The sequence below is a fragment of the Comamonas antarctica genome (assembly GCF_013363755.1).
GTDB classification, from domain to species: Bacteria; Pseudomonadota; Gammaproteobacteria; order Burkholderiales; family Burkholderiaceae_C; genus Comamonas; species Comamonas antarctica.
In genome coordinates this window covers 2,285,783-2,307,935 of the sequence record NZ_CP054840.1, presented here as the reverse complement: position 1 = coordinate 2,307,935, position 22,153 = coordinate 2,285,783, and the positions used below count along the sequence as shown (strand labels likewise).

The window sequence follows — 22,153 nt, the reverse complement described above, 5'->3', positions numbered from 1 at the left end:
TCGATACAAGCTCCATGCAAATGCGCGACGTCCCGCGCCTGGTTGCGGGCTGCTGCATGCTCTGGTGGAGCGCTGCGGGGCTGGCCCAGAACACGCTGCCTGCCGTGCCCCGGCCCGCCATGGCAGCGGCGCCCGCGGCCGCGGTGGCGGCCGATCCGCATGCGATCCGCGTGTTGCTCACGCCCGAGCTGGAGACCCTGCTCGCGTCCCAGATGCTGGGGCGCGTCGCCAATGTCAACGTGGGCCTTGGCACGCGCGTGGCGAAGGGGCGCGTGCTCCTGAGTTTCGACTGCAGCGAGGCCGATGCGCGTCTGCGGATGGCACAGGCCGAATATGCGAATGCCAAGGAGTCGTTTGACGTCAAGGAGCGCCTGCGCAAGCTCGATGCCGCCGGCGATACGGAAGTGCTGCTCGCCAAGACCCTGGCGGACAAGGCCAAGGCCGCCATCGGCCTGACCCAGGTGCAAACCGGGCAGTGCGTCGTCAAGGCGCCGTTCTCGGGCCATGTAGTCAAGCTGCACGTGAAGCCCGCGCAGGGCGTCAACGTCGGTGTGCCTTTGCTCGAGATGGTGAGCGACGGCCCGTTGAAACTGCGCCTGAACGTGCCGTCGCGTTGGCTTTATGCCCTCAAGACCGGCACAGCCTTCGAGGTGATCATCGATGAGACGCGCAAGACCTATCCCGCACAGGTGACGGCCATCAATGCGCGCGTGGATGCGGTGGCGCAGACGGTCGAACTCGAGGCGCGCATCGGCGGCCAGCACCCTGAGTTGCTGGCAGGCATGAGTGGCGTGGCGCGTTTCCCGGCGCTGCAGTAGACCCGGGCTGGAGTGAATTCGCTGCCATCGCTGGTTGAACTGGCGGTGCAGGCGCTTGGCTTTCAATATTTGCTCTGTGCAAGGCGCGCCTCAAGGGCTCGCGCCTTGCGCCAAAAGCAGAGCATCCAACGTTCAATCTTCAGGCATTGCGATTATGAGTGGTACGACCCCTTCGGCAGCCGCATGGGTGGCCCAGTTGGAGGCGCGTGCCCGCGCCGCCAATACGCCTGCCGAACTGGCATTCTCGATTGCCAACGACAGCCAGGGCCTGCTGGGTTTCCGGCAGGCATTCATCATGGCCGGCAATGGCCGGCAGGCACGTTTGCTGACGCTTTCGGGTCTGGCCCTTCCGTCGGAAGACAGTCCCTATCTGATCTGGCTGCGCCGTTGCTGGCCCTGGGTGCAGCAGCGACTGGGCAGCGAGGCGGGCTGGCTTGCCTCCCCGGCGGCTGCACCGGTGCCTGTACGGGAGGAGGGCGAACCCGTGGCGCCTCAGGCCGAGGCTGCTCCGCCGGAGGTAGTGGACGGCTGGGCCGAGTGGTGGCCGGAAGGGCTCTATGCCTTGCCGCTCAAGCGTCGTGACGGCACGGTTCTGGTCTGGGCGGTCTTTCTGCTGGAGCAGGAACCGAGCGCGCTGCACAAACAGGCATTGGCCCATCTGGCCGCGCAGTGGGGCTATAGCTGGGAGATGCTGGGCGGCAAACCGCGCTTGAGTCTGCGCCAACGCTGGCGGGCATTGGGACGCAAGCGCCACCTCGCCTGGATTGCGCTGTTGCTGCTGTGCGCACTTCCCGTGCGCCAGTCGGCGTTGGCGCCGGCCGAGATCGTGGCGCTCGATGCAACGACGATTGCCTCCCCGCTGGACGGCGTGGTGAAGACCTTCCATGTCCGCCCGAGCCAGCCGGTGAAGAAGGGCGATCTGCTGATGTCGCTTGACGACACCACCTTGGGCAACCGCCTCGAGGTGGCGACACAGTCCGTGGCGGTGGCGGATGCGGAATGGATGGCCGCCAGCCAGAAGGCGTTCGACAACCTGCAAAGCAAGAGCGAATTGGCGCAGTTGCAGGGCCGCGGACTGGAAAAGCGCGCCGAGCTGGCTGCCGTGCGCGCCCAGCTCGACCGCATCGATGTGCATGCGCCGCATGACGGCATTGCAGTGTTTGGCTCCGCCGACGACTGGCTCGGACGGCCGGTGGTGACGGGCGAGCGGATCATGCAGGTGGCAAATCCCCAGTCCGCTGGCGTATTGATCCACCTGCCCGTGGCCGATGCGCTGGTCTTGGACGAGAAAGCCCCGGTCAAGCTGTTTCTCACCGTCAAGCCGCTGTCGCCATTGCGTGCGACGGTCGTGGAGACCAGCTATCAGTCCTCCTTGTCGCCCGACAATGTATCGAGCTACCGATTGCGCGCCACGCTCGATGAAGGGCAGTCGCTGGAGGATGCGCGCATAGGTTTGCACGGCACCGCGCGGATTTCCGGCGGTTGGGTCCCCTTGATCTACTACGTGCTGCGCCGCCCGCTGGCGACGATGCGCGAGTGGAGCGGCTGGTAATGGCGGCCGGACCGGTGGCTGCGCCCGCACCCGCGCCGTCCTCCCCGCCGCAGGACAGCGCCTCGCGGCAAGCCCCGTCTCCCGTCGCTGCGCAACTGCGCGACGACCTCAAACTGATGGAGTCCGCGCCCTACGCCGACGGCGCGCCGGCCTGGGTGATACAAGACCCGATCACGAATCGTTTCTATCGCATCGGCTGGCTGGAGTACGAGTGCCTGCTGCGCTGGAATCTGCCGCCGGCGCAGGTGGCCCGGGACATCAGTTCAAGCACCACGCTCGAAGTCGATGAGGAGCAGGTGCTGGAATTCGCCCAGTTCCTGGACCAGCACAACCTGCTGCGCGCCACGCCACGCAAGGTGGCGCAGCTGCAGAAGAAAAGCAGCGCGGTCAAATGGAAAAGCGCCAAATGGTGGCTGCACACCTACTTGTTCGTGCGGGTTCCATTGGTGCGGCCCCAGCGCCTGCTCGAGGCGACGTCGCCATGGGTGGCGCCATTGTTCACCTGGACGGCGTTGTGGCTGTTGCTGGGGGCCTCGGCCCTGGGCCTGATGCTTGTGGCGCGCCAGTGGGATACCTTCGTCCACAGCTTCATGGATATGCTCTCGCCCGCGGGACTGGCAGGTTTCGCGCTTGCGCTGATCGTCTCCAAAACGCTGCACGAGATGGGCCACGCTCTGGTGGCGACACGGCTTGGGGTGCGGGTGGCGCATATGGGCATGGCCTTCGTCGTGCTGTGGCCCATGCTCTACACCGATACCAGCGAATCGTGGCGGCTGCGAAGCCACAGGCAGCGACTGGCGATCTCGATTGCCGGCGTTGCCACCGAACTGGCACTGGCGGGGCTGGCCACGTTGGCCTGGGCATTGCTGGACGACGGCATATTGCGCCAGTCCATGCTTTATCTGGCCACAACCGGATGGATTTTGTCGCTCGCGCTCAACGTCAGTCCCTTCATGCGCTTCGACGGCTATTTCATTTTGTCGGATGTGCTGGATTTCCCGAATCTGCACGAACGGGCAGGGGCGATGGCCAAGGCCTTCATGCGCCGCAAGCTGCTGGGCCTGAACGACCCGGATCCGGAGCCGTTCCGCCCGCAAGTGCGCTGGAAGCTGCGCCTGTTTGCCTATGTCACCTGGCTGTATCGGCTGACGGTGTTTCTTGGCATCGCCTTTGCGGTGTACTACTTCTTCTTCAAGGCATTGGGCATTTTCCTGCTTGCCGTGGAGCTGTGGTGGTTTGTGGCTAAACCTGTATGGACGGAGATCATGGTCTGGAAAAAACGCTGGCCTGAAGTGCCTGTCTCCAAGCGCGCCCTGGTATGGGGTTTTGCGGCGGGAGTGCTGGCCTTGATGGCCTTTCCCTGGTCGGCCGATCTGAAGGCGCCAGGCGTCGCCCGCGCTGAACGCCAGCAGGCGGTCTACAGTTCCCAGCCCGCGCGCGTGCGGGTCATGCAGGCGCCCGGTGCGGTGCGCGAAGGGGATTTGCTGGTTCAGCTGGAAATGCCTGATCTGCAAGCCCGGCATGACCGGACCCAGGCCAGCGTGAATACCATTTCGCGGCAATTGCCGCAGCTGATGGGCCAGGCGCAGGGGCTGGACCTGCAGCCGGCGATGGTGCAGCGTCTGCAGGAACAACTCGCCGAGTCGCGCGCGATCGATGGCGAAGCAGCGCGACTGCAACTGAAAGCCGAATTCGCCGGGCAATGGACCGATGTGGATCAGCACTTGCGGGCCGGGGCGTGGGTCAATGCGCGTACGCCGCTGGGCATTCTCGTCGACCCCAGCAGCTGGATCGTCGATGCCTATGTCGACCAGCAGCAGGTGGGGCGCATCCTGGTCGGCGCCAACGCCAGCTTCTGGCCGCAACGCTGGGGTACTTCGGTCGATGCGGTGGTCGTGGAAGTCGACAGCGCACGCAGCCAGCAACTGCCCTACGCCATGCTGGACGCGCGCCATGGCGGTGCGGTGGCAACGCAGCCGCATGAAAAACAGGCACTGCCGGCGCAGGCCTTGTATCGGGTGCGCCTGCAGCTGCGCGAAGCGCTTCCCCAGGTGCGAGAACTTCGCGGCACGGTGCACATCAGCGCGGAGCGCAGCAGTTGGCTGGGGCATGTGCTGCAAAACGGCTTGGCCGTGGTGATTCGAGAAAGCGGGTTTTGATCGCCGATGCCTGGGTTGACAGGGGAGGGCAACCCGGCTTTCCCGGCAGAGACTGCTGCCTCGACTGCACTTGGGCTCAAGGCTGGGATTTGTCGGCGGTGGTGGGCTGCAGTCGATGGGCCGGCAGGCTGCCTGTGGCGTGAGCAGCGCTGGCCGGCTGACTCTGCGGCCCCGGGCAATCCAGGGGAACGACCATGATGTCGGCCTCGCACCAGGCAATGACGCGTTTTGCCACACCGCAGCACAGCATATCCAGGAGCGCGCAGGCGCGCCGCTTGCCAACCACGACCAGCTGGGCCTTTGCGGACGACTGTTGCAGCGCCGCGTGGCGCGCCGGCTCGCCATCGCGCAAGACGGTTTCGACGCGTTTTTGGCATTCGAGGGCGGCGGCGGCCACCTCCAGCAATTGCGCGTGCGCTTCGAGCTTTCTGCGCACCAGATAGGCGCGCAGGATGTGCTCGGGCACCTCCGCGTTGCGCAGCGGGTTGGCATGCAAGGGCGGTATCGCATGCAGGATCTGCACGGCGCTGCTGTCGTCAAGCATGCCGGCCGCCGCCACCAGGTCGTTGGCCGCCGGCGTCAGGTCGACGGCAACCAGCACGCGGTCGTAGCTTTCCTGCGCGGCCGGGACGCTCTTGAGGATCAGCACGGGGCTGTGGCAGATACGCAGCAACTGGTCGGCGAGACTGCCGCGCCAGAGCGAGCGCAGCCGCACGCGGCGCTCGTGATGCAGGGCGATGAGGCTGTGCCGGCCTGCCTCGCGGGCGATGTGCGCGACGCTCGAGGCGCGGTCCTCGATGATTTCGACGCACACACCGTGGCTTTCGGCGGCCTGCCGGGCGAGTGCGGGCAGGTGATCGGGCCCCGCCGCGGCCCCGGTCCCGCACCAGGGGCTGATGTCCATCAGCCTGAGCGCCACGCCGTGTTTTGCGGCAAGCATGGCCGCGCGCGAGACGACGGCGGCAGACGCTGGCGATCCGTCCACCGCCGCCAGGATGTTTTGCAGCTGCAAGCCCATGGTCTCAACCCTCTGCCCGCACGCGGTCGCCGCGGCGCGCGAAATGGGGTGCGAGCATGGCGCAGACCATCAGCTGGATTTGATGGAAAAGCATCAGCGGCAGGATGATCGCGCCCACCGCGCTGGCCGAGAACAGGATCTGGGCCATGGGCACGCCCGTGGCCATGCTTTTCTTCGAGCCCGCGAAAAGAATGGTGATCCGGTCTTCGACGTTGAATCCCAGGTGTTTCGCCAGCGCATGCGTCAGCCAGAGCACCAGCGCCAGCAGCATGCAGCAGACGACGGCGAGCAGCGCGAGCCTTTGCCATGGCACCGAATGCCAGAGTCCGTAGACCGTGGCTTCGCTGAAGGCCGTGTACACGACCAGCAGGATCGCGCCCTGGTCCACCACCTTGAGCCACCCGCGGTGCTTCTCCACCCAGCCGGCGATCCAGCGCCGCGCCAGTTGCCCCAGCACAAAAGGCACGAGCAGCTGAAAGACGATCTTGAGCACGGCATCCAGCCCCATGTTGGCGCCATCGACCCCGATCAGCAGATACACCAGCAGCGGCGTGAGGAAAATACCCAGCAGGCTCGATGCCGCAGCACTGCAGATCGCGGCGGGCACGTTGCCCCGCGCCAGCGAGGTGAAGGCAATCGCCGATTGCACGGTCGCAGGCAGCGCGCAGAGGTAAAGCAGGCCCAGGTACAGTTCCGCGCCCAGCCAGGGCGAGACCAGGGGCTTGAGCGCGAAGCCGATCAGCGGAAACATCACGAAGGTGCAGAAGAACACCAGCGCATGCAGGCGCCAGTGGCCGGCGCCGCTGCGAACATCCTGCGGCGACAGCCTGGCGCCGTGCAGAAAGAACAGCAGCCCGATCGCCAGCGAGGTCAGGATTTCGAACACCACTGCGCCCGCGCCCTCGCAGGGCAGCACGGTCGCGGCAAGCATCACGGCCAGCAAGGCCAGGGTGAAACGGTCAAAAAGCGTTTTGAGGACTCTCATCGTGGGGCTGCATTCAATGAAAGCGCGAATGTAGCCGCGCCTAGAATTGCCGGCTAACGCTGAAAGAACCCCAAGTGTCGACAAAAGGACAAGCCGAGCCACATCCACCCCCTGAACTGGCACAGCTGACGGTGCTTTCCCGGCCCGTGCACGGGCATGCCGAATCGCTGCCCAACCAGGTGCTGGGCTACCGGCATCGGCATGCCTGGATCCAGTTCGCCTATGCGGCCGAGGGCGTGCTCGAGGTGCGCACCGACGCCGGCCGCTTTGTTGCGCCGCCCCAGCGCGGGGTCTGGATTCCCGCCGGGGTGGCACACCGGGTGGTCTGTGCCGAGCGCACCTGCGTGCGCAGCCTGTACATCGGCGATGCAGCGCAGCTTGCAGCACCCAGCCGCTGCCGCGTGCTCGAAGTGAGCCCGCTGCTACGCGAGCTCATTCGGACCTTCAGCAGCGTGCCGGTCAACTACGCGCCCGGCAGCGCGGATGAGCGCCTTGCCGTGGTCCTGCTCGACCAGCTCGCCAGCGCACGCGAGGTGGACCTGATATTGCCGATGCCCGCCGATCTGCAGCTGCGCCAGCTGTGCCGCAGCGTGCAGGCCAGGCCAAGCCACCGAATCCATTTGAGCGTGTGGAGCGAGCGCTTCGGCGTGTCCGAGAAGACGCTGAGCCGCCGCTTCCTGCGCGAGACGGGCCTGACCTACCGGGTCTGGGACATGCGCATGCGATTGCTGAGCGCACTGCCGGGCCTCGAGCGCGGCGAGCGCGTGACCGACGTTGCGCTGGCCTGCGGCTACGACTCGCTCTCGGCGTTCATTTCCGCCTTCGCCAAGCTGTTTGATGCCACGCCCGGGGAGTTCTTCGACCGAGCGGCGCCGCAGCGCAAGTCCGCGGACGGGTGACGCGCGCCGCATGGAGCTTGAAGTTGCCGCCTAGACGTTTTCGCCATTCAGGCCGGCACCATCAGACCCCTTGGCCGGTGCAGCGCGATGGTGCACCGCCTGGCCCAAGGCCGGATGAATGCGCGCCAGCTGGCGTGCCGCCACCTCTTGCACAACGGCAGTCACCTGGGCCGTGGCCCTGTCTTCAAGCGCTTCCGAGCGGCACCAGACGTAGATCGGCCGCGGTTTGGCCGCGCCTGGCGTTGCCATCTCCACCAGCGCGAAGCGTGGCGCCAGCTGGCGCAGCGCAAAGCGCGAAAGCACTGCCAGGTGCTGGCCCTGGGACAGGATGTCCAGGAGCATGAACGCTTCACCCATGACGGCCAGGTCGACGCGCGCGCGCGGCACGCCGACGGAGCGCAGCATCTCGCGAACCTCCTGGTCGAATGGAGAGGTCGAGCCCAGGCTGATCCAGCGCAGGTCGTCGGCATTCTTCAGCGCGCCCTGCGCCGCCAAGGGATGCGTGGCACCGCAGAACACGCCCAGAACGTCGTCGATCAAGGGGAGGCGCTCGATGCCGGGGGGCGGACGCTCAAGCCAGGAAGGCGCAATCACCAGGTCGTGGCGCCCGTCGATGAGCTGCTCGACAAGCAGGTGCGGGCGGTCGCTTTGCACCGACAGCGCGAGCTCAGGACAGCGCAGCAAGGTCTCCCGCACCACGTCGCCCAGCAAGGCCGCACCGACGAGCGGGCCGGTGCCGATGCGCAACTGGCGGTGAATGCCGTGGCGATGCCGGGCTGTGACCTCGGCAACCTCCTGCAGCCGCCGCGAAATGGCGCGGCCCTCGCGCGCAAACATCTCGCCCAGAGGCGTGCTTCGCACGCCATGGCGGCTGCGCTCGAACAAGGTCCCGCCCGCCTGCATCTCCAGGGTCTGCATGTTGTGCGTGAGCGTGGGCTGGGTCAGGTGCAGATGTTTGCTGGCCTGCGTGATCGACCCCTTTTCGAGGATTGTGGCGAGCTGCACCAGATGCCGAGGATCCATAGATTTTCTTTTGTTTAGCCAGCAATTTCATGATTTTACAGATGGGTGGCCGCAACCTAAGCTCAACGCTTCAATTGCTCTGCCTGTCACTGATGCGCCCCAATATCATCTTCATCGTCGCCGACGACCTCGGTTTCGCGGACCTGGGCTGCTATGGCGGCCGTGACGCGGCCTTCGGCAAGGTCTCGCCGAATCTGGACCGCCTTGCCGCAGGCGGCCTGCGCATGACGCAGGGCTACAGCAATTCGCCGGTGTGCTCGCCCACCCGTTTTGCGCTGATGACCATGCGCTACCAGTACCGGCTGCGCGGCGGGCTGGAGGAACCCATCAGCAGCCGCAGCAAGGGCAACCCCAGGCTCGGCCTGCCGCCGGAGATTCCCACGCTGCCTTCGCTGCTGCGCGAAGCGGGATATTCCACGGCGCTGGTGGGCAAATGGCACCTGGGCTACCCGCCGGCCTGCGGGCCGCAGCGCTCGGGCTACGATGATTTCTACGGCATCATGGCCGGCGGCGTGGATTACTTCAGCCACTGCTCCGGCAGCGGCGACCATGACCTTTTCGAGGGCGAAGACGAGCGCCACGATGTCGGCTACCTCACCGACCTCTTGTCGCAGCGCGCGGTCGAGCATGTCCACTCGCGTGCGCCAGCGGCGCGCGCCGGCACGCCTTTCTTCCTGAGCCTGCACTACACGGCTCCCCACTGGCCCTGGGAGACGCGCGACGACGCGCATCTTGCGGCCGAGGTTGCATCCAACCTGTTCCACCTGGACGGTGGCGATGTCGAAACCTATCGCCGCATGATCCACCACATGGACGAAGGCATAGGGCAGTTGATGCAGGCGCTGCGCGACGAGGGCTTGCTCGACGACACCTTGATCGTTTTCACCAGCGACAACGGCGGCGAGCGCTTCTCCGACAACTGGCCATTGGTTGGCGGCAAGATGGACCTCACCGAGGGCGGAATCCGTGTTCCCTGGATCGCGCATTGGCCCGCCGGCATCCCGGCAGGCGCCACCAGCGAGCAGCTTTGCATGAGCATGGATTGGTCGGCAACGCTGTTGGAGATTGGCGGTGGCCGCGCGCACCCCGACTACCCCATCGACGGCGTATCGCTGGCCAAGATTCTGCACGACCCCTCGCAGTGCATCGAACGGCCGCTCTACTGGCGCATGAACCACCGCCATCAGCGCGCGTTGCGCAAGGGCGACTGGAAGTACCTGAAGGTCGACGGCAACGAATACCTTTTCAACATCGCCCGGGACGCGCGCGAGCGTGCGAACCTGGCGCACAGGCACCCCGACAGGTTCGATCAGCTGCGCGCCGAGTGGCAAGCCTGGGAGCAGACCGTTCCCCCGGTGCCCGAAGATGCCGGAGTCAGCCTGGGCTACTCGGCGAAAGACATGCCCCAGCGCTGACGCGCTTTGCCCCAAGGAGACTTCATGAAGAAAAACGCCGTTTCGATGCGTACCGCAGCCCTGTTGGTCGTTGCCGGCTTGAGCGCCGTGGGTGCCCATGCCTGGCCAGACAAGACCATCAAGCTGATCACCCCGTCCACGCCCGGTGGTCCGCCCGACGCTTACGCGCGTGCGCTGTCCGATCAGCTGGCCAAGGAGCTCGGGCAGTCGGTCATCGTCGAGAACATGCCGGCGGTGGGTGGAATGGTGGCCTTGCAGGGCATGGCGCGCACGCCGGCCGATGGCTACACGCTGGTGGTCGGCACGGCGGGCGCCTTGACCATCACGCCCCATGCCAATCCCAAGGCCCGCTACCAGCCTGCGGACTTCACCCCCATCTGCCAGGGCGTCGAGGCCGGCCTGGTGCTCGCCAGTCACCCCGGCATTCCGGCAAAGGACTTCCAGGAGCTGGCCCAGTGGATCAAGGCGCAGAAAACCCCGCCGACCTACTCGTCGTTCGCGCCCGGCTCGCCCGCGCATTTTCTCGGCTACCAGCTGTCCGAGGCGCTGAAGGTGGAGATGACCCATGTGCCTTACCGAAGCAGCCCGGCGCAGATCACCGACATGCTCGGCGGCACGGCGCCGCTGGGCTTCGTGCAGACAGCCACGGCCGCGCCGCACATCAAGGCCGGCAAGCTGCGCGCCTACGTCAACACCGCGGGCCAGCGCAGCGCGGATCTCGCCGACGTGCCCACCGTGGCCGAGGCCGGTATGCCGCAGCTCCAGACCACCGTGTGGTTCGGGCTGTCGGGCCCCAAGGGCCTGCCCGCGCCCGTGGTCCAGCGCCTGACCGAGGCGCATCAGAAGATCGCTGCCTCGCCGGAATTCCGCCAGCGGATGGCGATGTCGAATTTGTCGCCGACGCCCGGCATCTGCGGGGACAAGTTCCTGGCGAAGATGAACGAGGAGTCGGCCCGGTGGGCCCGTATCGTCAAGTCGACCGGGTTTGTCGCGGACTGAAAGACCCTTCGCCACCAGCACCGCGGCTCACAGGTACTTGAGCCAGGCCAGGTCCCTGCGCCGCGCCTTGAAGGCGGCGAAGGACTTGACCACGGGGTACAGCGCCACCGCCAGCACCAGCGTGCACAGCCACACGCCGTCCATGCCGTCGAAGCCGAAGTACCCGCCGTGGTTGCGGCCCCAGGTCGCCTCGGCGCCGAGGTAGAGGAACTTGAGCAGATACAGGTGCAAGACGTAGAAGAACATCGGCGCCGCGCCAAACACCGCCAACGGCCGCAGCCAGGCTACGCCGGGACGGCGGTCGAAGGCGCGCAGCAGCAGCAGACCGATGCCCAGGGTGAGCGCGATGAACAGCAGCGAGGGCGGGTACTTGGTGATGTTGACGAAGCCCATCAGCGTCTGCAATCCCGTCTCGCCGCCCACCCAGGGCTTGTCGCCGTAGAAGTTCAACGTGCGCAGCACCATGAAGCCGGCAATGAGGCCCAAACCCCAGCCCAGCAGCCGGCGCTGGCGCTGCGCTGCATCCACGCCCGTCCCGAACCACGGCCCGGCGGCATAGCCGAGCGCGATCACGCCAATCCACGGCAGCAGAGGGTAGGAGGTGCGCAGTCGCAGCGATTCGGACAGCTCGATCCAGCCGCGGTCATGCAGCACGGCCCAGGGCACGTACATCGCATGGCCCGCCGGGAAGTGCAGCGTATCGAGCAGGTTGTGGCCTGCCACCAGCACTACGCCCAAAGCGATCAGCGCCCGGCGCGGCAGCCACAGCAGCGCGGACAGCGCCATCATCGACAGGCCGATCACCCAGATCACCTGCAGGAACACCTTGGCCGGCGGGAACTGGAAGGTCCAGGCGAAGTTGACGACGGTGACCTCCAGCAGCACCAAAAAGAGCCCGCGCTTGAACAGAAAGGCCGAGGCCGCGGCGCGGCCCGCATCGCCATGGCGGCTGCCATACAGAAAGGCCGACAGGCCCGTGGGAAACACGAACACCGGCGCGCACAGGTGCGCCAGCAGGCGGCTGAAGAAAAGATCGGGCGGCGTTTCGGCCACCACCATCGGGTCGGTCACCTGCTGGTGCAGGAAAAAGGTCTCGCGCACATGGTCGAGCAGCATGAACACGATCACCAGGCCGCGCAAAGAATCGATCGCGCCAAGGCGGGTGGTGGTGGCCTGTGCCGGCATGGCCGCTGTGCTCGGGGCATTGCCGGCAGTCGCCGCTAGAGGGAGTCTAGACATGAGTCTGCTATCTTGATAATGAATTATCAATATTATAAGGATGCAGCGTGACTTCAAAACGCCAACTGGCTTGTGATTCCGCGTGCGGCAACGGGTCAGTCCTCTCAAGAACAAAACCGGGCAGGTTCCAGACCCGCGACAGGCACTGCCATAGAATCGAGCGTTTTCGAAAGAACCGTCATGGCTTTGGTCATGAAGGGCTTTCATACTTGAAACCAAATGTGGTTGAGATGAGCAAGCCTTTCATTTCTCTGAGTCCCGAGATCACCCGGGCAAACGCGCTGGATCTGATGGATTGGCTGGAGGACGAGAGCGTGGTTCGCTATCTGAGCGATTCGCGCGATGTCTCCCGCTTCATCGGGCAGGTCATCGACAGGGTCCAGCTGCCTGTCCTGACCCATCTGTTCAATCAAGGGGGCCGGTTTTTCATGGCCTGCGACCGGCATGACGTGCCCGTAGGTTTTGTCCGGCTCGTCAAGACCGGCCCGGATTGCGAAATCGTCCTGGTCATTGGCGATCGCGACAATTGGGGCCGGCGGCTGGGCGCCAGCGCCCTTCGCGAAGGCATGAAGCTGGCGTTCTTCGACATGCGCGCCGAGAAGCTCGTCGCCAGGATCCACGCGGACAATGCGCGCTCCTTGCAGGCCTTTGTGCGCTGCGACTTCCTGCTGGAAAGCGAGACGCCGACGCTGAAGTCGTTTTCCATGACTTCGCAGCGCTATCTCCGGTTCCTGCGCGAAAGCGCCGTGGATGACCCCACGGGCATCTATATCACCGAGATCGACCGTGCCCGGCTCAGGAGTGTGCTTGAGTTCGAGCAGGGCGGCGCTGCCGTCGACCTGGAGCATGAAATCGAGCGAGCCATGCTGGTCGATGCGCAGCAGGTGGCGCGCAATGTGGTCACCATGAACTCCAGGGCCCGCTTGCTGCTCGACGACGAGGCCGTGGAAGTCGCACTTGTCTACCCGCAGGACGCGGACGCAAGTGCCGGCAAGCTGTCGGTATGCTCCGAGATCGGCACCGCGATCCTGGGCTACAAGGAGGGCGATGCGATCGACTGGCGGATTCCGGACCGCACCCGCCGTATCTCGATTGAAAAGCTGCTTTATCAGCCTGAAGCGGCGGGTGATTTTCACCTGTAGGCGCGCAGAAGAATGGGTCAGTAGTGCCACACCCATGACTGCATCCTGGCGCCGGACCGAAACAGGACGGCGCGCATCATGCGGCACACGGCCTCGACACCTTGCATCTGCACGCGCAGCTTGAGCGCCTTCCGGCTCAGGCCGGCTGGCGTGGCCAGCAGGTCCGAGAGCGATGCGCCATGCTCCAAGCCGTCGAGGGGTAGGGCGGGCCCTGGTCGAGCCAAAGTTCGCCATGCTGGCCAATGGGTGGTCCGGTTTCATCACCACCGCGAGATCGTCCGGTTATGCCGAACCGCTATAGCTGTCCAAGAAACATGTGAATTGTGTCGCGGAAACGGGAAACCTACTATTCCTTTACCGATTCGCGTGGCCTGGCGGGCTGAACTGGGGGAGGGCGGGTTTGGCACCCCGGCTCCCGGCAGCTCCTGTATTTTTGGAAAGCAGCAATTGACTATCTTGACCAGCAATGGATGGAACCTGGATGCGGATGCCGCGCCCTGGTGTCATTTCGGGCTCGACGTGCCCTTCATGAACCATATCGGACTCGAGAGCATCAGCCTGCAGGGGGACTGCTGCCATACCCGCCTGAGGCTGCAGCGCGTACTGGTCAACAGCCGCGGCGACATCCACGGCGGAGCCCTGATGAGTGCGCTGGACTTCAGCCTGGGCGTCGTGGCATGCGCGCACGACCCAATCAACGTGGGTGCTGCAACCATCGACATGAACACCCATTTCTACGAGCCCGCGGCAGCGGATGTCGATGTGTTCGCGATCTGCAAGCGCCGCGGCAAGCGCATCGCCTTTTGCGAGGGCGAGGTCAAGGACGCACAGGGCAATGTACTGGCCGCCGCGAGGGCGGTGTTCAAGCTGGTGCCGCGCGCGCCCTAGGCGATCCCAGCCGTCCGTCCCCCTTTGCGCCGCACTGCGCCGCGACATCCCCGAGACAAGAATCAGGAAAACAATGAAAAGAATTTTGGTTGCAAACCGTGGCGAGATTGCCATTCGCGTCCTGCGTGCAGCGCGTGATATGGGCATTGAAGGCATTGCCGTCTACTCCAGCGACGACGCGAACTCCCAGCATCGCATCGTGGCCGATGCGGCCGTGGCGTTGGCCGGCACCGGACCGGCCGCCTATATCGATATCGGCGCCATCATTGCCGCCGCCAAGAGCCAGGAGTGCGACGCGATTCATCCGGGCTACGGCTTTCTCAGCGAGCGATCCGATTTCGCCCTGGCCTGCGCCGAAGCGGGAATCACGTTCATCGGCCCGGCCATCGAGCATCTGGCGCTGTTCGGTGACAAGGGCGCAGCGCTGCAACTCGCCAGGGAATGCGAAGTCCCGGTCATGCCCGCGACGCACGGCGGCGCCACACTCGAGGAGATCTGCGGATTCTTCGACGAACAGGGCGGCGTGGGAATCGTCATCAAGGCGGTGGGCGGCGGCGGGGGCCGCGGCATGCGCGTCGTCAAGACCCGCGCCGAGATCCCGGAGCTTTACGCCCGCTGCCGTTCCGAGGCGATGTCGGCGTTTGGCGTCGATGCACTGTATGCGGAGCGACTCGTCAATCGTGCGCGCCATATCGAAGTGCAGATCGCGGGAGACGGCGTCCATGTCGTGGCGCTCGGCGACCGCGACTGCACGCTACAGCGCCGCTTTCAGAAAGTGGTCGAGATTGCGCCCAGCCCCGTGCTCACGGCGCAGCTGCGCGCGCGCATTCTCGCGGCGGCCAAGCAACTGGCTTCCCGGGTGAAATACCTGAGCCTGGGGACCTTCGAGTTCCTCGTCGAGGAAGACGAGCAGGGCATGCAGACCGACTTCGTCTTCATCGAGGCCAATCCACGCCTGCAGGTCGAACACACGATCACCGAGCAGGTCACCGGCATCGACCTGGTGGCCTTGCAGATGGGACTTGCGCAGGGACGCAGTCTCGAAAGCCTGGGGCTGGACCCGGCCAACCCACCCCAGCTCAAGGGCTACGCCATCCAGGTCCGCGTCACGGCGGAGTCCACGGACGAGACTGGCATGGCGCGCCCTGCGCATGGGCGCCTGGAGCGCTTCGATCCGCCAGCGGGTCCGGACGTACGCGTCGATACCCACGCCTACAGCGGATATTCTCCAGCGCCGGCCTTCGATACGCTGTTGGCCAAATTGATCGTCTCCAGCCCCAGCCCGGACTTCGCGAGCGCGGTCCGACGTCTGCGCCGCAGCCTGGCCGAATTCAGAATTGTCGGGGTGCCCACCAACATCCATCTGTTGCGGGCCATCGTGGGCCGCGGCGACTTCGAACAGCAGCACAACCATACGCGCTATCTGGAATCGATTCTTCCCGAATTGCTGGCCGCTGCCGCGCTGCTCAAGACCCAGCAGCAAGAAAAGGACGCGCTGATCGGTGAAATGGGCCGGCAGGCCAGCGCGCCGGCAGTGGCCGCGCAAGCAATGCATTCGCCGCTGGAAGAGGGGCAAGTGGCGACCCGTGCGCCGTTGAGCGGGCGCATCGTCGAAGTTTCCGTCGGCGTGAATGAATCCGTGCGGCAAGGTCAGGCCATCGCGGTGATAGAGGCGATGAAGATGGAACACTCCATCGTCGCGGAATTCGACGGGCGCGTGCTGGAAGTAAGGACGGTGAAGGGCGAGCAGGCGTTGGAAGGCGACGTTCTGGTGGTGATGGAGCCCGAGGGCAGCAGCGCCGGTGCGGCCAGCGACAGCCAGGCCGTGGATCTGGATACCGTGCGTCCCGACCTGCAAGCGGTGCTGGACCGCCATGCGGTGCTGTATGACGCGGCGCGGCCCGAGGCCGTGGCAAAACGGCGCGCGCGTGGGCAGCGCACGGCCCGGGAAAATATTGCCGACCTGTGCGACGACAATTCTTTCGTCGAGTACGGTGCCCTGGTGGTCGCGGCGCAGGCCAGCCGCCGCACCAAGGAGGACCTGATTGCGAACACCCCGGCGGATGGCATCGTGACCGGCATCGCCAATATCAACGGCGCTGAATTCGGCTACGAAAGCTCGCTCAGCGCCGTCATGGCTTACGACGCCACGGTGCTGGCGGGGACCCAGGGCAAACGCAATCACATCAAGACGGATCGATTGGTGGAGCGCGCGCGCCGCGATGAACTGCCATTGGTGCTGTTTGCCGAGGGCGGCGGCGGCCGGCCCGGCGATGTGGACTTCCCCTTTGTCTCCGGTCTCTACCAGCCCGCGTTTGCCGCGCTGGCCGAGCTCAGCGGCGAGGTCCCGCTGGTAGGCCTGGTGTCCGGACGCTGCTTCGCCGGAAATGCGGCCTTCCTGGGCGTCTGCGACGTCATCATCGCAGACAAAAGCGCCAACATCGGCATGGCCGGCCCGGCCATGATCGAAGGCGGTGGCCTGGGCATCTTCAAGCCCGAGGAAGTGGGGCCGGCACCGGTGCAGTACGCGAATGGCGTGATCGACATCCTGGTCGAGAACGAGGCGCAGGCCGTGGTCGCCGCCAAGCACTATCTGTCCATGTTCCAGGGCCGGCTGAAGGACTGGTCGGCGCCGAATCCGATGGCGCTGCGCCATGTGGTTCCGGAAAACCGCCTGCGTGTCTACGACAGCCGCAAGGCGATCGAAGGAATTGCCGACATCGGCAGCGTGCTGATGCTGCGCTCGGGGTTTGGCCACGGCATGCATACGGCGCTGGCGCGCGTCGAAGGCCAGCCCGTGGGCATCATTGCCAACAACCCCCAGCATCTGGGGGGCGCCATCGATGCCGATGCGGCCGACAAGGCAGCGCGCTTCATGAATCTCTGCGATGTGCATGGCCTGCCCATCATTTCCCTGATCGACACTCCGGGCTTCATGGTCGGCCCCGACGAGGAGGCCAAGGCCCAGGTGCGTCATGTCTCGCGCATGTTCGTCACCGCGGCGAAGCTCAGGGTCGCCATCCTGGCGATTGCGCTGCGCAAAGGCTATGGCCTGGGCGCCATGGCCATGGCGGGCGGGGGCTTTCTGTCCGCGAGCTGCGCCGTGTCCTGGCCCACGGGCGAGTTTGGTCCCATGGGGCTCGAAGGCTCGATCCAGCTGGGATTCAAGAAGGAACTGGAGAGCGTTCCCGACGGCCCGCAGCGGCGGGCGCTCTACGACCAGCTCGTGGCCAGAGCCTATGAGCGCGGCCATGCGATCAATGTCGCCTCCACCACGGAAATCGACGCGGTCATCGATCCGGCCGAGACCCGGACCTGGATACGCCAGGGCATCGCCTCCGCATCGCTGCGCGCCGGCCGGCCCCGCCGCTCCTTTGTCGACACCTGGTGAGCCCTTGAGCCAACGAGCGGGAAATCGACTGTGACCAAGATTGAAACTTCGGGCCAGCTGGCCCTGACCGGAATACGGGTGCTTGAAATAGGTACCGGGTCGGCCCTGGCCTATGCCGGGAAACTCTTTGCCGACTTCGGTGCCGAAGTCATCAAGGTGGAGGATGGTGACGGCGACGAACTGCGCCATCTCCCCCCCCTGCTGAACAACGCTGGCCAGGCACCCCAGAGCGCACTGAACGTCTGGCTCGGCACCAACAAGCGCAGTGTCACGCTGCGCGGCCAGAGTATCGAGGAGCATGCATGGCTGTCGCGTCTGGCCATGAGCTGCGACGTGGTGCTCGATGCCCGGGCGTTGCGCGAGGGCGTGGAAATACTGGGCCATCCTGTCTGCCGCCGAAGCGGGGACACCGCAAGTGCCAAGCTGCCGATCGAGGTGTATCTCACCTGGTTCGGTGAAAGCGGCCCCTACAGCCAGTTCGTGGGTTCTGACGCAGTGTGCCGGGCGCTGGCGGGAGCGGTCCATGGCAGCGGTGCCGTGGAAGGGCCACCCCATCTGCCGCATGACCTGCAGACGGGAATCGTCGCGGGGCTGGCGGCTTTTTCCAGTGCCGTGGCCGCATTGCTGGGCGAATCCGACGGCAGCCGGCGCTATGTGCTGAGCATTCACGAGACGGCTTTCACGGTCGTCGAGATGGAAGCCGGCATGGTGCAGGACGGACGCCATCCACTGGCCCGTCTGGGCGTCAATCGCTTCTGCACGACCCATCCCGGAGGCATCTACCCAACCAAAAATGGATGGATCGGCCTTTTTGCGCACACCTTGCCGCAGTGGTCCACCCTGTGCGCCGCCATCGGCCGGCCGGAGTTTGCCAACGACCCGCGCTTTGTCAGCGGCCCGACGCGTATCAGCCACGCCGATGAAATCGATGCATTTTTGCAGCCGGCGTTGCTGACCAGAACGGCCAGCGAGTGGTTCGAGCTGCTGGGCAGCGCAAAATTTCCCGCGGTGCTGGTTCCCACGATGGCTGAACTGCTGGCGCAGAAGGTGCACCGCGAACGCGCGGCCTTTGTTCCGATCGAGTCAGGAGCCAGCCGTTTCGAGGGTGTCGGCGTGCCGTTTCCACTGGGCGACGCAGGCCCGCTGCGCGGCGGCGTCGCGGCGCAAAAAGGCGCGCACAGCGAGCACTACCGCAGCGAGGCCGCGCTGGCCTGCGCAGCCGGGCGGACCAGGGCCGCAGAAGGCCTGCAGCCGCTGCGCAAGATGCGTGTCATCGACCTCACCATGGGCTGGGCCGGCCCCTTGGCGGCGCGGACGCTGGCGGACTTTGGCGCCGAGGTCATCAAGGTGGAGGGAACGCAGTACCCCGATTGGTGGCGCGGCACGCATTTCACCGAGGAGTTCTACCGGGACCGTCTTTACGAGAAGAATTCCAACTTCGCGTTGATGAACCGCAACAAGCTGGGTGTCACGCTCGACCTGACGCATGCCGATGGCCGTGCGCTGTTTCTCGAGCTGGTGAAATCCGCCGACATGGTCATAGAGAACTATTCGACCGAGGTCCTGCCCAAGCTGGGCCTCGACTACGCATCCCTGCGCAAGGTGAACGACCGGCTGGTGATGGTCTCGATGCCCGCATTCGGCATCGGCAACGAGTGGAGCGGGGTGCGCGCTTACGGCGGCACGCTGGAGCAGGCCAGCGGACTGCCGCACCATACCGGCTTTGCGCAGAATCCGCCGTCTCTGACCTCCTATGCCTATGGGGATCCCATAGGAGGGGTGAGTGCGGGAGCGGCGGCATTGCTGGCCTTGCTGGTGCAGGCGCGCACCGGCCACGGCCGGCATGTCAATCTCTCGCAGGTGGAGTGCATGCTGCCCTTGGCCGCGCCGTTTCTGATCGAGCAATCGCTCAACGGCAGCACCCGTGGGCGCCAGGGCAATCTGCATCCGGTCTTTGCGCCGCACGGCATCTATCGCTGTGCGGGCGACGATGCCTGGCTGGTGGTCAGCGTTGTCAATGACGTGCAATGGAAATCCCTGGCGACCGTCGTGATGGCGGCTGAACTCGGCCTGGACGCTGCGTTGTGGGGTGTCACGGCACGCCGCGCACAACGGGAAGAGATCGATGCGGCCATCACGGCCTGGACGAGTCGGCGGCCTGCAGAGGAGGCCATGCGTTTGCTGCAGCGTGCGGGCGTCAGCGCGGGCGTCGTGAAGCCGATATGGGACGTTCTCGACGATCCGCATCTGCGCGGACGCGGCTTCTTCCGCAAGGTGCGGCGCGCGCATCTGGGAGAGTACCTTGCGACCACGCCGTGGTTTCGCGAAAGCCAGGAGCCGCTGGAAATATGCCGCGTGGCCCCGACGCTGGGCGAGCACAGCCGCGAGGTGTTCTCGCGCGTGACAGGCTTGACGGCAGGGCAGGTGGATGCGCTGGAGAGCAGCGGGATAACGGGAACGGTGGCTACAAGGAAGCGGGCCTGAGGCGCTTCCCAGGGCATTTCAAATCCATCAATCTGAGGAGACAAAACATGAACAAGTTCAGCTCGCGTCGTGATTTTCTGGCCGCTTCCGCAGGTGTTGCAGGCGCAGCGGCGCTGCCCTGGGCCGCGTCCCCGGCATGGGCCCAGGAAGCGAAGTGGCCCGCAAAAGTCATTCGCATCGTGGTTCCATTCCCGGCCGGCTCCATCACCGACACCATGGCCCGGATGCTTGCCAACGGGATGGCAAAGTCGCTGGGCCAGCCGGTGATCATCGACAACAAGGGCGGCGCCAATGGCTCCATTGGCGTTGCCGAAGTTGCGCGTGCCGCAGCCGACGGCTACACGCTGCTGGCCACGAACAGCAGCAGCATCACCGTGAATCCGCTGATCTACAGGAATTCGCCGTACAAGGCCAGCAGTCTGGTTCCGATCACGGTGGTGCTGGATGCGCCGTTCATTCTCAACGTCAATCCCGACTGGGCCAAAAGCAACGCCATCAACTCCGTGCAGGACCTGATTGCTTACGCCCGGCGCAAGCCTTCGCAGCTGACCTACGGCTCGGCCGGGGCCGGCAATCTTGCCCACCTGGGCTTTGCCATGTTGAGCAACAGCGCGAACATCCAGACCACCCATGTCCCCTACAAAGCCGCGTCCCAGGCAAGCATGGCCGTCATGGCCGGTGAAGTGAACAGTTCGTTTGACACCCTGGCGAGCGTTCCGCAGATTCAGTCCGGCAAACTCAAAGCGCTGGCCGTGACGTCCAACGAGCGACTGCCGCAAATGCCCGACGTGCCGACCATGGCCCAGGCCGGATTTCCGGATATCAACGTCAAGTTCTGGCTGGGCCTGCTGGCCCCCGCCGGCACGCCGGCGGCCATTGTCGAGGAACTCTATGCGCACGCCAAGATGGCAATGGCCGTGCCCGCCGCCCATGCGGCCTTGAGCGCGCAGGGTGTGGTGGTGATGCAAAGTCCGCAATATTTTGCCAATCGCATTGCCACCGAGGTCAAGCAGCTCGCTGAAGTGGTCAAGCGAGAGAAAATCTCGCTCGATTGAGGGTCCGCTACTGATCCCTGCATAGCATCGGAAAGCGGCGCAATCCGGGGCACCCGGCTGGCGGCAAGCCTTGGACCTGGCCGGGAATGCAGACCGCCAGCGCACCATCGATAAAGGAAGAAGATGAATCAGTTCAAGAATGTAGCCCTGGCCGGTGGCGGAAGCATTGGCGTGGCTTTTGCACTGCAATTTGCCCGCGCCGGCAAGAGCGTGCGGATTTTCGAGCAGTCGCCCGAACGCTGCGCCTTGATTCCCGGCGAGATCGACGCAAGGCTGAAGATGCTCAGCGCCGCGGGCCTGCTCGAGGGCGAGCCCGAAGTGGTGGCCGCACGCATCGAGGTGACGCCTGAACTGCAAAGCGCCGTGGCGAATTGCGATCTCGTGGTGGAATGCGTGCCGGAAGTCCTCGACATCAAGCGCGAACTCTTTGCGCAGCTCGAGCGCCATGTGGCACCCGAGGTCCCGCTGTGCAGTGCCTCCTCGGCGCTGCCGGCGTCCAGCTTTTGTTCGGAACTCGCCACGCGCCAGCGCTGCCTGATTGCGCATCCGGGCAATCCGCCGTACCTGATTCCCATTGTGGAACTGGTTCCCGCGCCGTTCACCGATGCGGCGGTGGTGCAGCGCTGCAGCGCCTATTTCCAGCAGGTGGGAATGAGCCCCATCGTGGTCCAGCGGGAAGTGGAAGGCTTTGTCTTCAACCGCCTGCAGGGCGCATTGCTGCGCGAGGCCTATTGCCTGGTGCGCGACGGCGTGGCGTCAGTGGAAGATGTCGACAAGGTGGTTCGCAATGGCCTGGGACTGCGCTGGTCGGTAATAGGTCCGTTCGAGACCGCTGACCTCAACACGCGCGGCGGCATCGCCGCGCATGCGCGAAAGCTGGGCCCGGCCTATGAACGCATGGGCAAGGAGCGCGGTCAAAACGACCCGTGGACCGATGAATTGGTGGCCAACGTGGTGGCGCAGCGCCGGGCGATGCTGCCGCTGGACCAGTGGGAGGCACGCGTCGAATGGCGCGACCAGCAGCTGATGCAGCTGGCAAGAATGCGCAAGGAGCACGCGGCCAACGACGCGTCCAGCTAATCGCTG

General features: G+C 65.2%; 17 protein-coding genes. 12 read left to right on the top strand and 5 right to left on the bottom strand.

What is annotated here, in order from left to right; genetic code table 11:
• The first annotated feature begins 14 nt into the window (after positions 1–14).
• The 3 genes from HUK68_RS10805 (at position 15) to HUK68_RS10795 (ending at position 4,529) form a co-directional block, all read left to right on the top strand.
• Complete coding sequence (locus HUK68_RS10805; protein ID WP_175504148.1) at positions 15–818, top strand: efflux RND transporter periplasmic adaptor subunit; 804 nt, start codon at positions 15–17, stop codon at positions 816–818.
• Positions 819–972: 154 nt separating this feature from the next.
• Entirely contained in the window at positions 973–2,370 is a 1,398-nt protein-coding gene (locus HUK68_RS10800) for an efflux RND transporter periplasmic adaptor subunit (protein WP_175504147.1), read from the top strand.
• On the top strand, positions 2,370–4,529 hold the full coding sequence (locus tag HUK68_RS10795; RefSeq protein WP_175504146.1) for an HlyD family secretion protein: 2,160 nt from the start codon (positions 2,370–2,372) through the stop codon (positions 4,527–4,529). The genes HUK68_RS10800 and HUK68_RS10795 overlap by 1 nt, the downstream gene beginning before the upstream one ends.
• 76 nt (positions 4,530–4,605) lie before the next feature.
• On the opposite strand, the gene HUK68_RS10790 is transcribed toward HUK68_RS10795, so the two are convergent.
• Positions 4,606–5,547, bottom strand: a complete 942-nt coding sequence (locus HUK68_RS10790; RefSeq protein ID WP_175504145.1) for a universal stress protein — start codon at positions 5,545–5,547, stop codon at positions 4,606–4,608.
• Between the two features lie 4 nt (positions 5,548–5,551).
• Positions 5,552–6,532, bottom strand: coding sequence for a bile acid:sodium symporter family protein (locus HUK68_RS10785; protein ID WP_175504144.1), 981 nt, complete (start codon positions 6,530–6,532; stop codon positions 5,552–5,554).
• A gap of 131 nt (positions 6,533–6,663) precedes the next feature.
• On the opposite strand from HUK68_RS10785, the gene HUK68_RS10780 reads away from it, so the two are divergent.
• Positions 6,664–7,431: an AraC family transcriptional regulator gene (locus HUK68_RS10780; RefSeq protein WP_244146139.1), complete on the top strand. Its 768-nt coding sequence runs from the start codon at positions 6,664–6,666 to the stop codon at positions 7,429–7,431.
• Between the two features lie 30 nt (positions 7,432–7,461).
• Here the strand turns inward: HUK68_RS10780 and HUK68_RS10775 are convergent, their stop codons facing one another.
• On the bottom strand, positions 7,462–8,454 hold the full coding sequence (locus tag HUK68_RS10775) for a LysR family transcriptional regulator (protein WP_175504142.1): 993 nt from the start codon (positions 8,452–8,454) through the stop codon (positions 7,462–7,464).
• Between the two features lie 92 nt (positions 8,455–8,546).
• On the opposite strand from HUK68_RS10775, the gene HUK68_RS10770 reads away from it, so the two are divergent.
• Entirely contained in the window at positions 8,547–9,869 is a 1,323-nt protein-coding gene (locus HUK68_RS10770) for a sulfatase family protein (RefSeq protein WP_175504141.1), read from the top strand.
• 24 nt (positions 9,870–9,893) lie between these two features.
• Entirely contained in the window at positions 9,894–10,868 is a 975-nt protein-coding gene (locus HUK68_RS10765) for a Bug family tripartite tricarboxylate transporter substrate binding protein (RefSeq protein ID WP_175504140.1), read from the top strand.
• 27 nt (positions 10,869–10,895) lie between these two features.
• On the opposite strand, the gene HUK68_RS10760 is transcribed toward HUK68_RS10765, so the two are convergent.
• The gene (locus tag HUK68_RS10760) at positions 10,896–12,053 is read right to left on the bottom strand and encodes an acetyltransferase domain-containing protein (RefSeq protein ID WP_175504139.1); all 1,158 of its coding nucleotides are present in this window, start codon (positions 12,051–12,053) and stop codon (positions 10,896–10,898) included.
• 284 nt (positions 12,054–12,337) lie between these two features.
• On the opposite strand from HUK68_RS10760, the gene HUK68_RS10755 reads away from it, so the two are divergent.
• Positions 12,338–13,249, top strand: coding sequence for a bifunctional GNAT family N-acetyltransferase/nucleoside diphosphate kinase regulator (locus HUK68_RS10755; RefSeq protein ID WP_175504138.1), 912 nt, complete (start codon positions 12,338–12,340; stop codon positions 13,247–13,249).
• A gap of 17 nt (positions 13,250–13,266) precedes the next feature.
• On the opposite strand, the gene HUK68_RS10750 is transcribed toward HUK68_RS10755, so the two are convergent.
• Entirely contained in the window at positions 13,267–13,437 is a 171-nt protein-coding gene (locus tag HUK68_RS10750; protein ID WP_175504137.1) for a type 2 periplasmic-binding domain-containing protein, read from the bottom strand.
• Between the two features lie 340 nt (positions 13,438–13,777).
• Here HUK68_RS10750 and HUK68_RS10745 point away from each other — a divergent pair, with 340 nt between their 5' ends.
• From HUK68_RS10745 to HUK68_RS10725, 5 genes are all read left to right on the top strand, one after another.
• Complete coding sequence (locus tag HUK68_RS10745) at positions 13,778–14,137, top strand: PaaI family thioesterase (protein WP_175505810.1); 360 nt, start codon at positions 13,778–13,780, stop codon at positions 14,135–14,137.
• Between the two features lie 73 nt (positions 14,138–14,210).
• Positions 14,211–17,528, top strand: coding sequence for an acetyl-CoA carboxylase family protein (locus HUK68_RS10740; protein WP_175504136.1), 3,318 nt, complete (start codon positions 14,211–14,213; stop codon positions 17,526–17,528).
• A gap of 30 nt (positions 17,529–17,558) precedes the next feature.
• Positions 17,559–20,012: a CaiB/BaiF CoA-transferase family protein gene (locus HUK68_RS10735; RefSeq protein ID WP_175504135.1), complete on the top strand. Its 2,454-nt coding sequence runs from the start codon at positions 17,559–17,561 to the stop codon at positions 20,010–20,012.
• A 47-nt stretch (positions 20,013–20,059) separates the two neighbouring features.
• Positions 20,060–21,067 (top strand): Bug family tripartite tricarboxylate transporter substrate binding protein, encoded by a 1,008-nt coding sequence (locus HUK68_RS10730; protein ID WP_175504134.1) that lies wholly within the window; start codon positions 20,060–20,062, stop codon positions 21,065–21,067.
• A 123-nt stretch (positions 21,068–21,190) separates the two neighbouring features.
• Positions 21,191–22,147: a 3-hydroxyacyl-CoA dehydrogenase gene (locus HUK68_RS10725; RefSeq protein WP_175504133.1), complete on the top strand. Its 957-nt coding sequence runs from the start codon at positions 21,191–21,193 to the stop codon at positions 22,145–22,147.
• Positions 22,148–22,153 lie beyond the last annotated feature (6 nt).

Bases quoted from the DNA above. Each gene is read 5' to 3' on its own strand.
- HUK68_RS10805 (WP_175504148.1), top strand. From the start codon at position 15: ATGCAAATGCGCGACGTCCCGCGCCTGGTTGCGGGCTGCTGCATGCTC.
- HUK68_RS10800 (WP_175504147.1), top strand. From the start codon at position 973: ATGAGTGGTACGACCCCTTCGGCAGCCGCATGGGTGGCCCAGTTGGAG.
- HUK68_RS10795 (WP_175504146.1), top strand. From the start codon at position 2,370: ATGGCGGCCGGACCGGTGGCTGCGCCCGCACCCGCGCCGTCCTCCCCG.
- HUK68_RS10790 (WP_175504145.1), bottom strand. From the start codon at position 5,547: ATGGGCTTGCAGCTGCAAAACATCCTGGCGGCGGTGGACGGATCGCCA.
- HUK68_RS10785 (WP_175504144.1), bottom strand. From the start codon at position 6,532: ATGAGAGTCCTCAAAACGCTTTTTGACCGTTTCACCCTGGCCTTGCTG.
- HUK68_RS10775 (WP_175504142.1), bottom strand. From the start codon at position 8,454: ATGGATCCTCGGCATCTGGTGCAGCTCGCCACAATCCTCGAAAAGGGG.
- HUK68_RS10770 (WP_175504141.1), top strand. From the start codon at position 8,547: ATGCGCCCCAATATCATCTTCATCGTCGCCGACGACCTCGGTTTCGCG.
- HUK68_RS10765 (WP_175504140.1), top strand. From the start codon at position 9,894: ATGAAGAAAAACGCCGTTTCGATGCGTACCGCAGCCCTGTTGGTCGTT.
- HUK68_RS10760 (WP_175504139.1), bottom strand. From the start codon at position 12,053: ATGCCGGCACAGGCCACCACCACCCGCCTTGGCGCGATCGATTCTTTG.
- HUK68_RS10755 (WP_175504138.1), top strand. From the start codon at position 12,338: ATGAGCAAGCCTTTCATTTCTCTGAGTCCCGAGATCACCCGGGCAAAC.
- HUK68_RS10745 (WP_175505810.1), top strand. From the start codon at position 13,778: ATGAACCATATCGGACTCGAGAGCATCAGCCTGCAGGGGGACTGCTGC.
- HUK68_RS10740 (WP_175504136.1), top strand. From the start codon at position 14,211: ATGAAAAGAATTTTGGTTGCAAACCGTGGCGAGATTGCCATTCGCGTC.
- HUK68_RS10730 (WP_175504134.1), top strand. From the start codon at position 20,060: ATGAACAAGTTCAGCTCGCGTCGTGATTTTCTGGCCGCTTCCGCAGGT.
- HUK68_RS10725 (WP_175504133.1), top strand. From the start codon at position 21,191: ATGAATCAGTTCAAGAATGTAGCCCTGGCCGGTGGCGGAAGCATTGGC.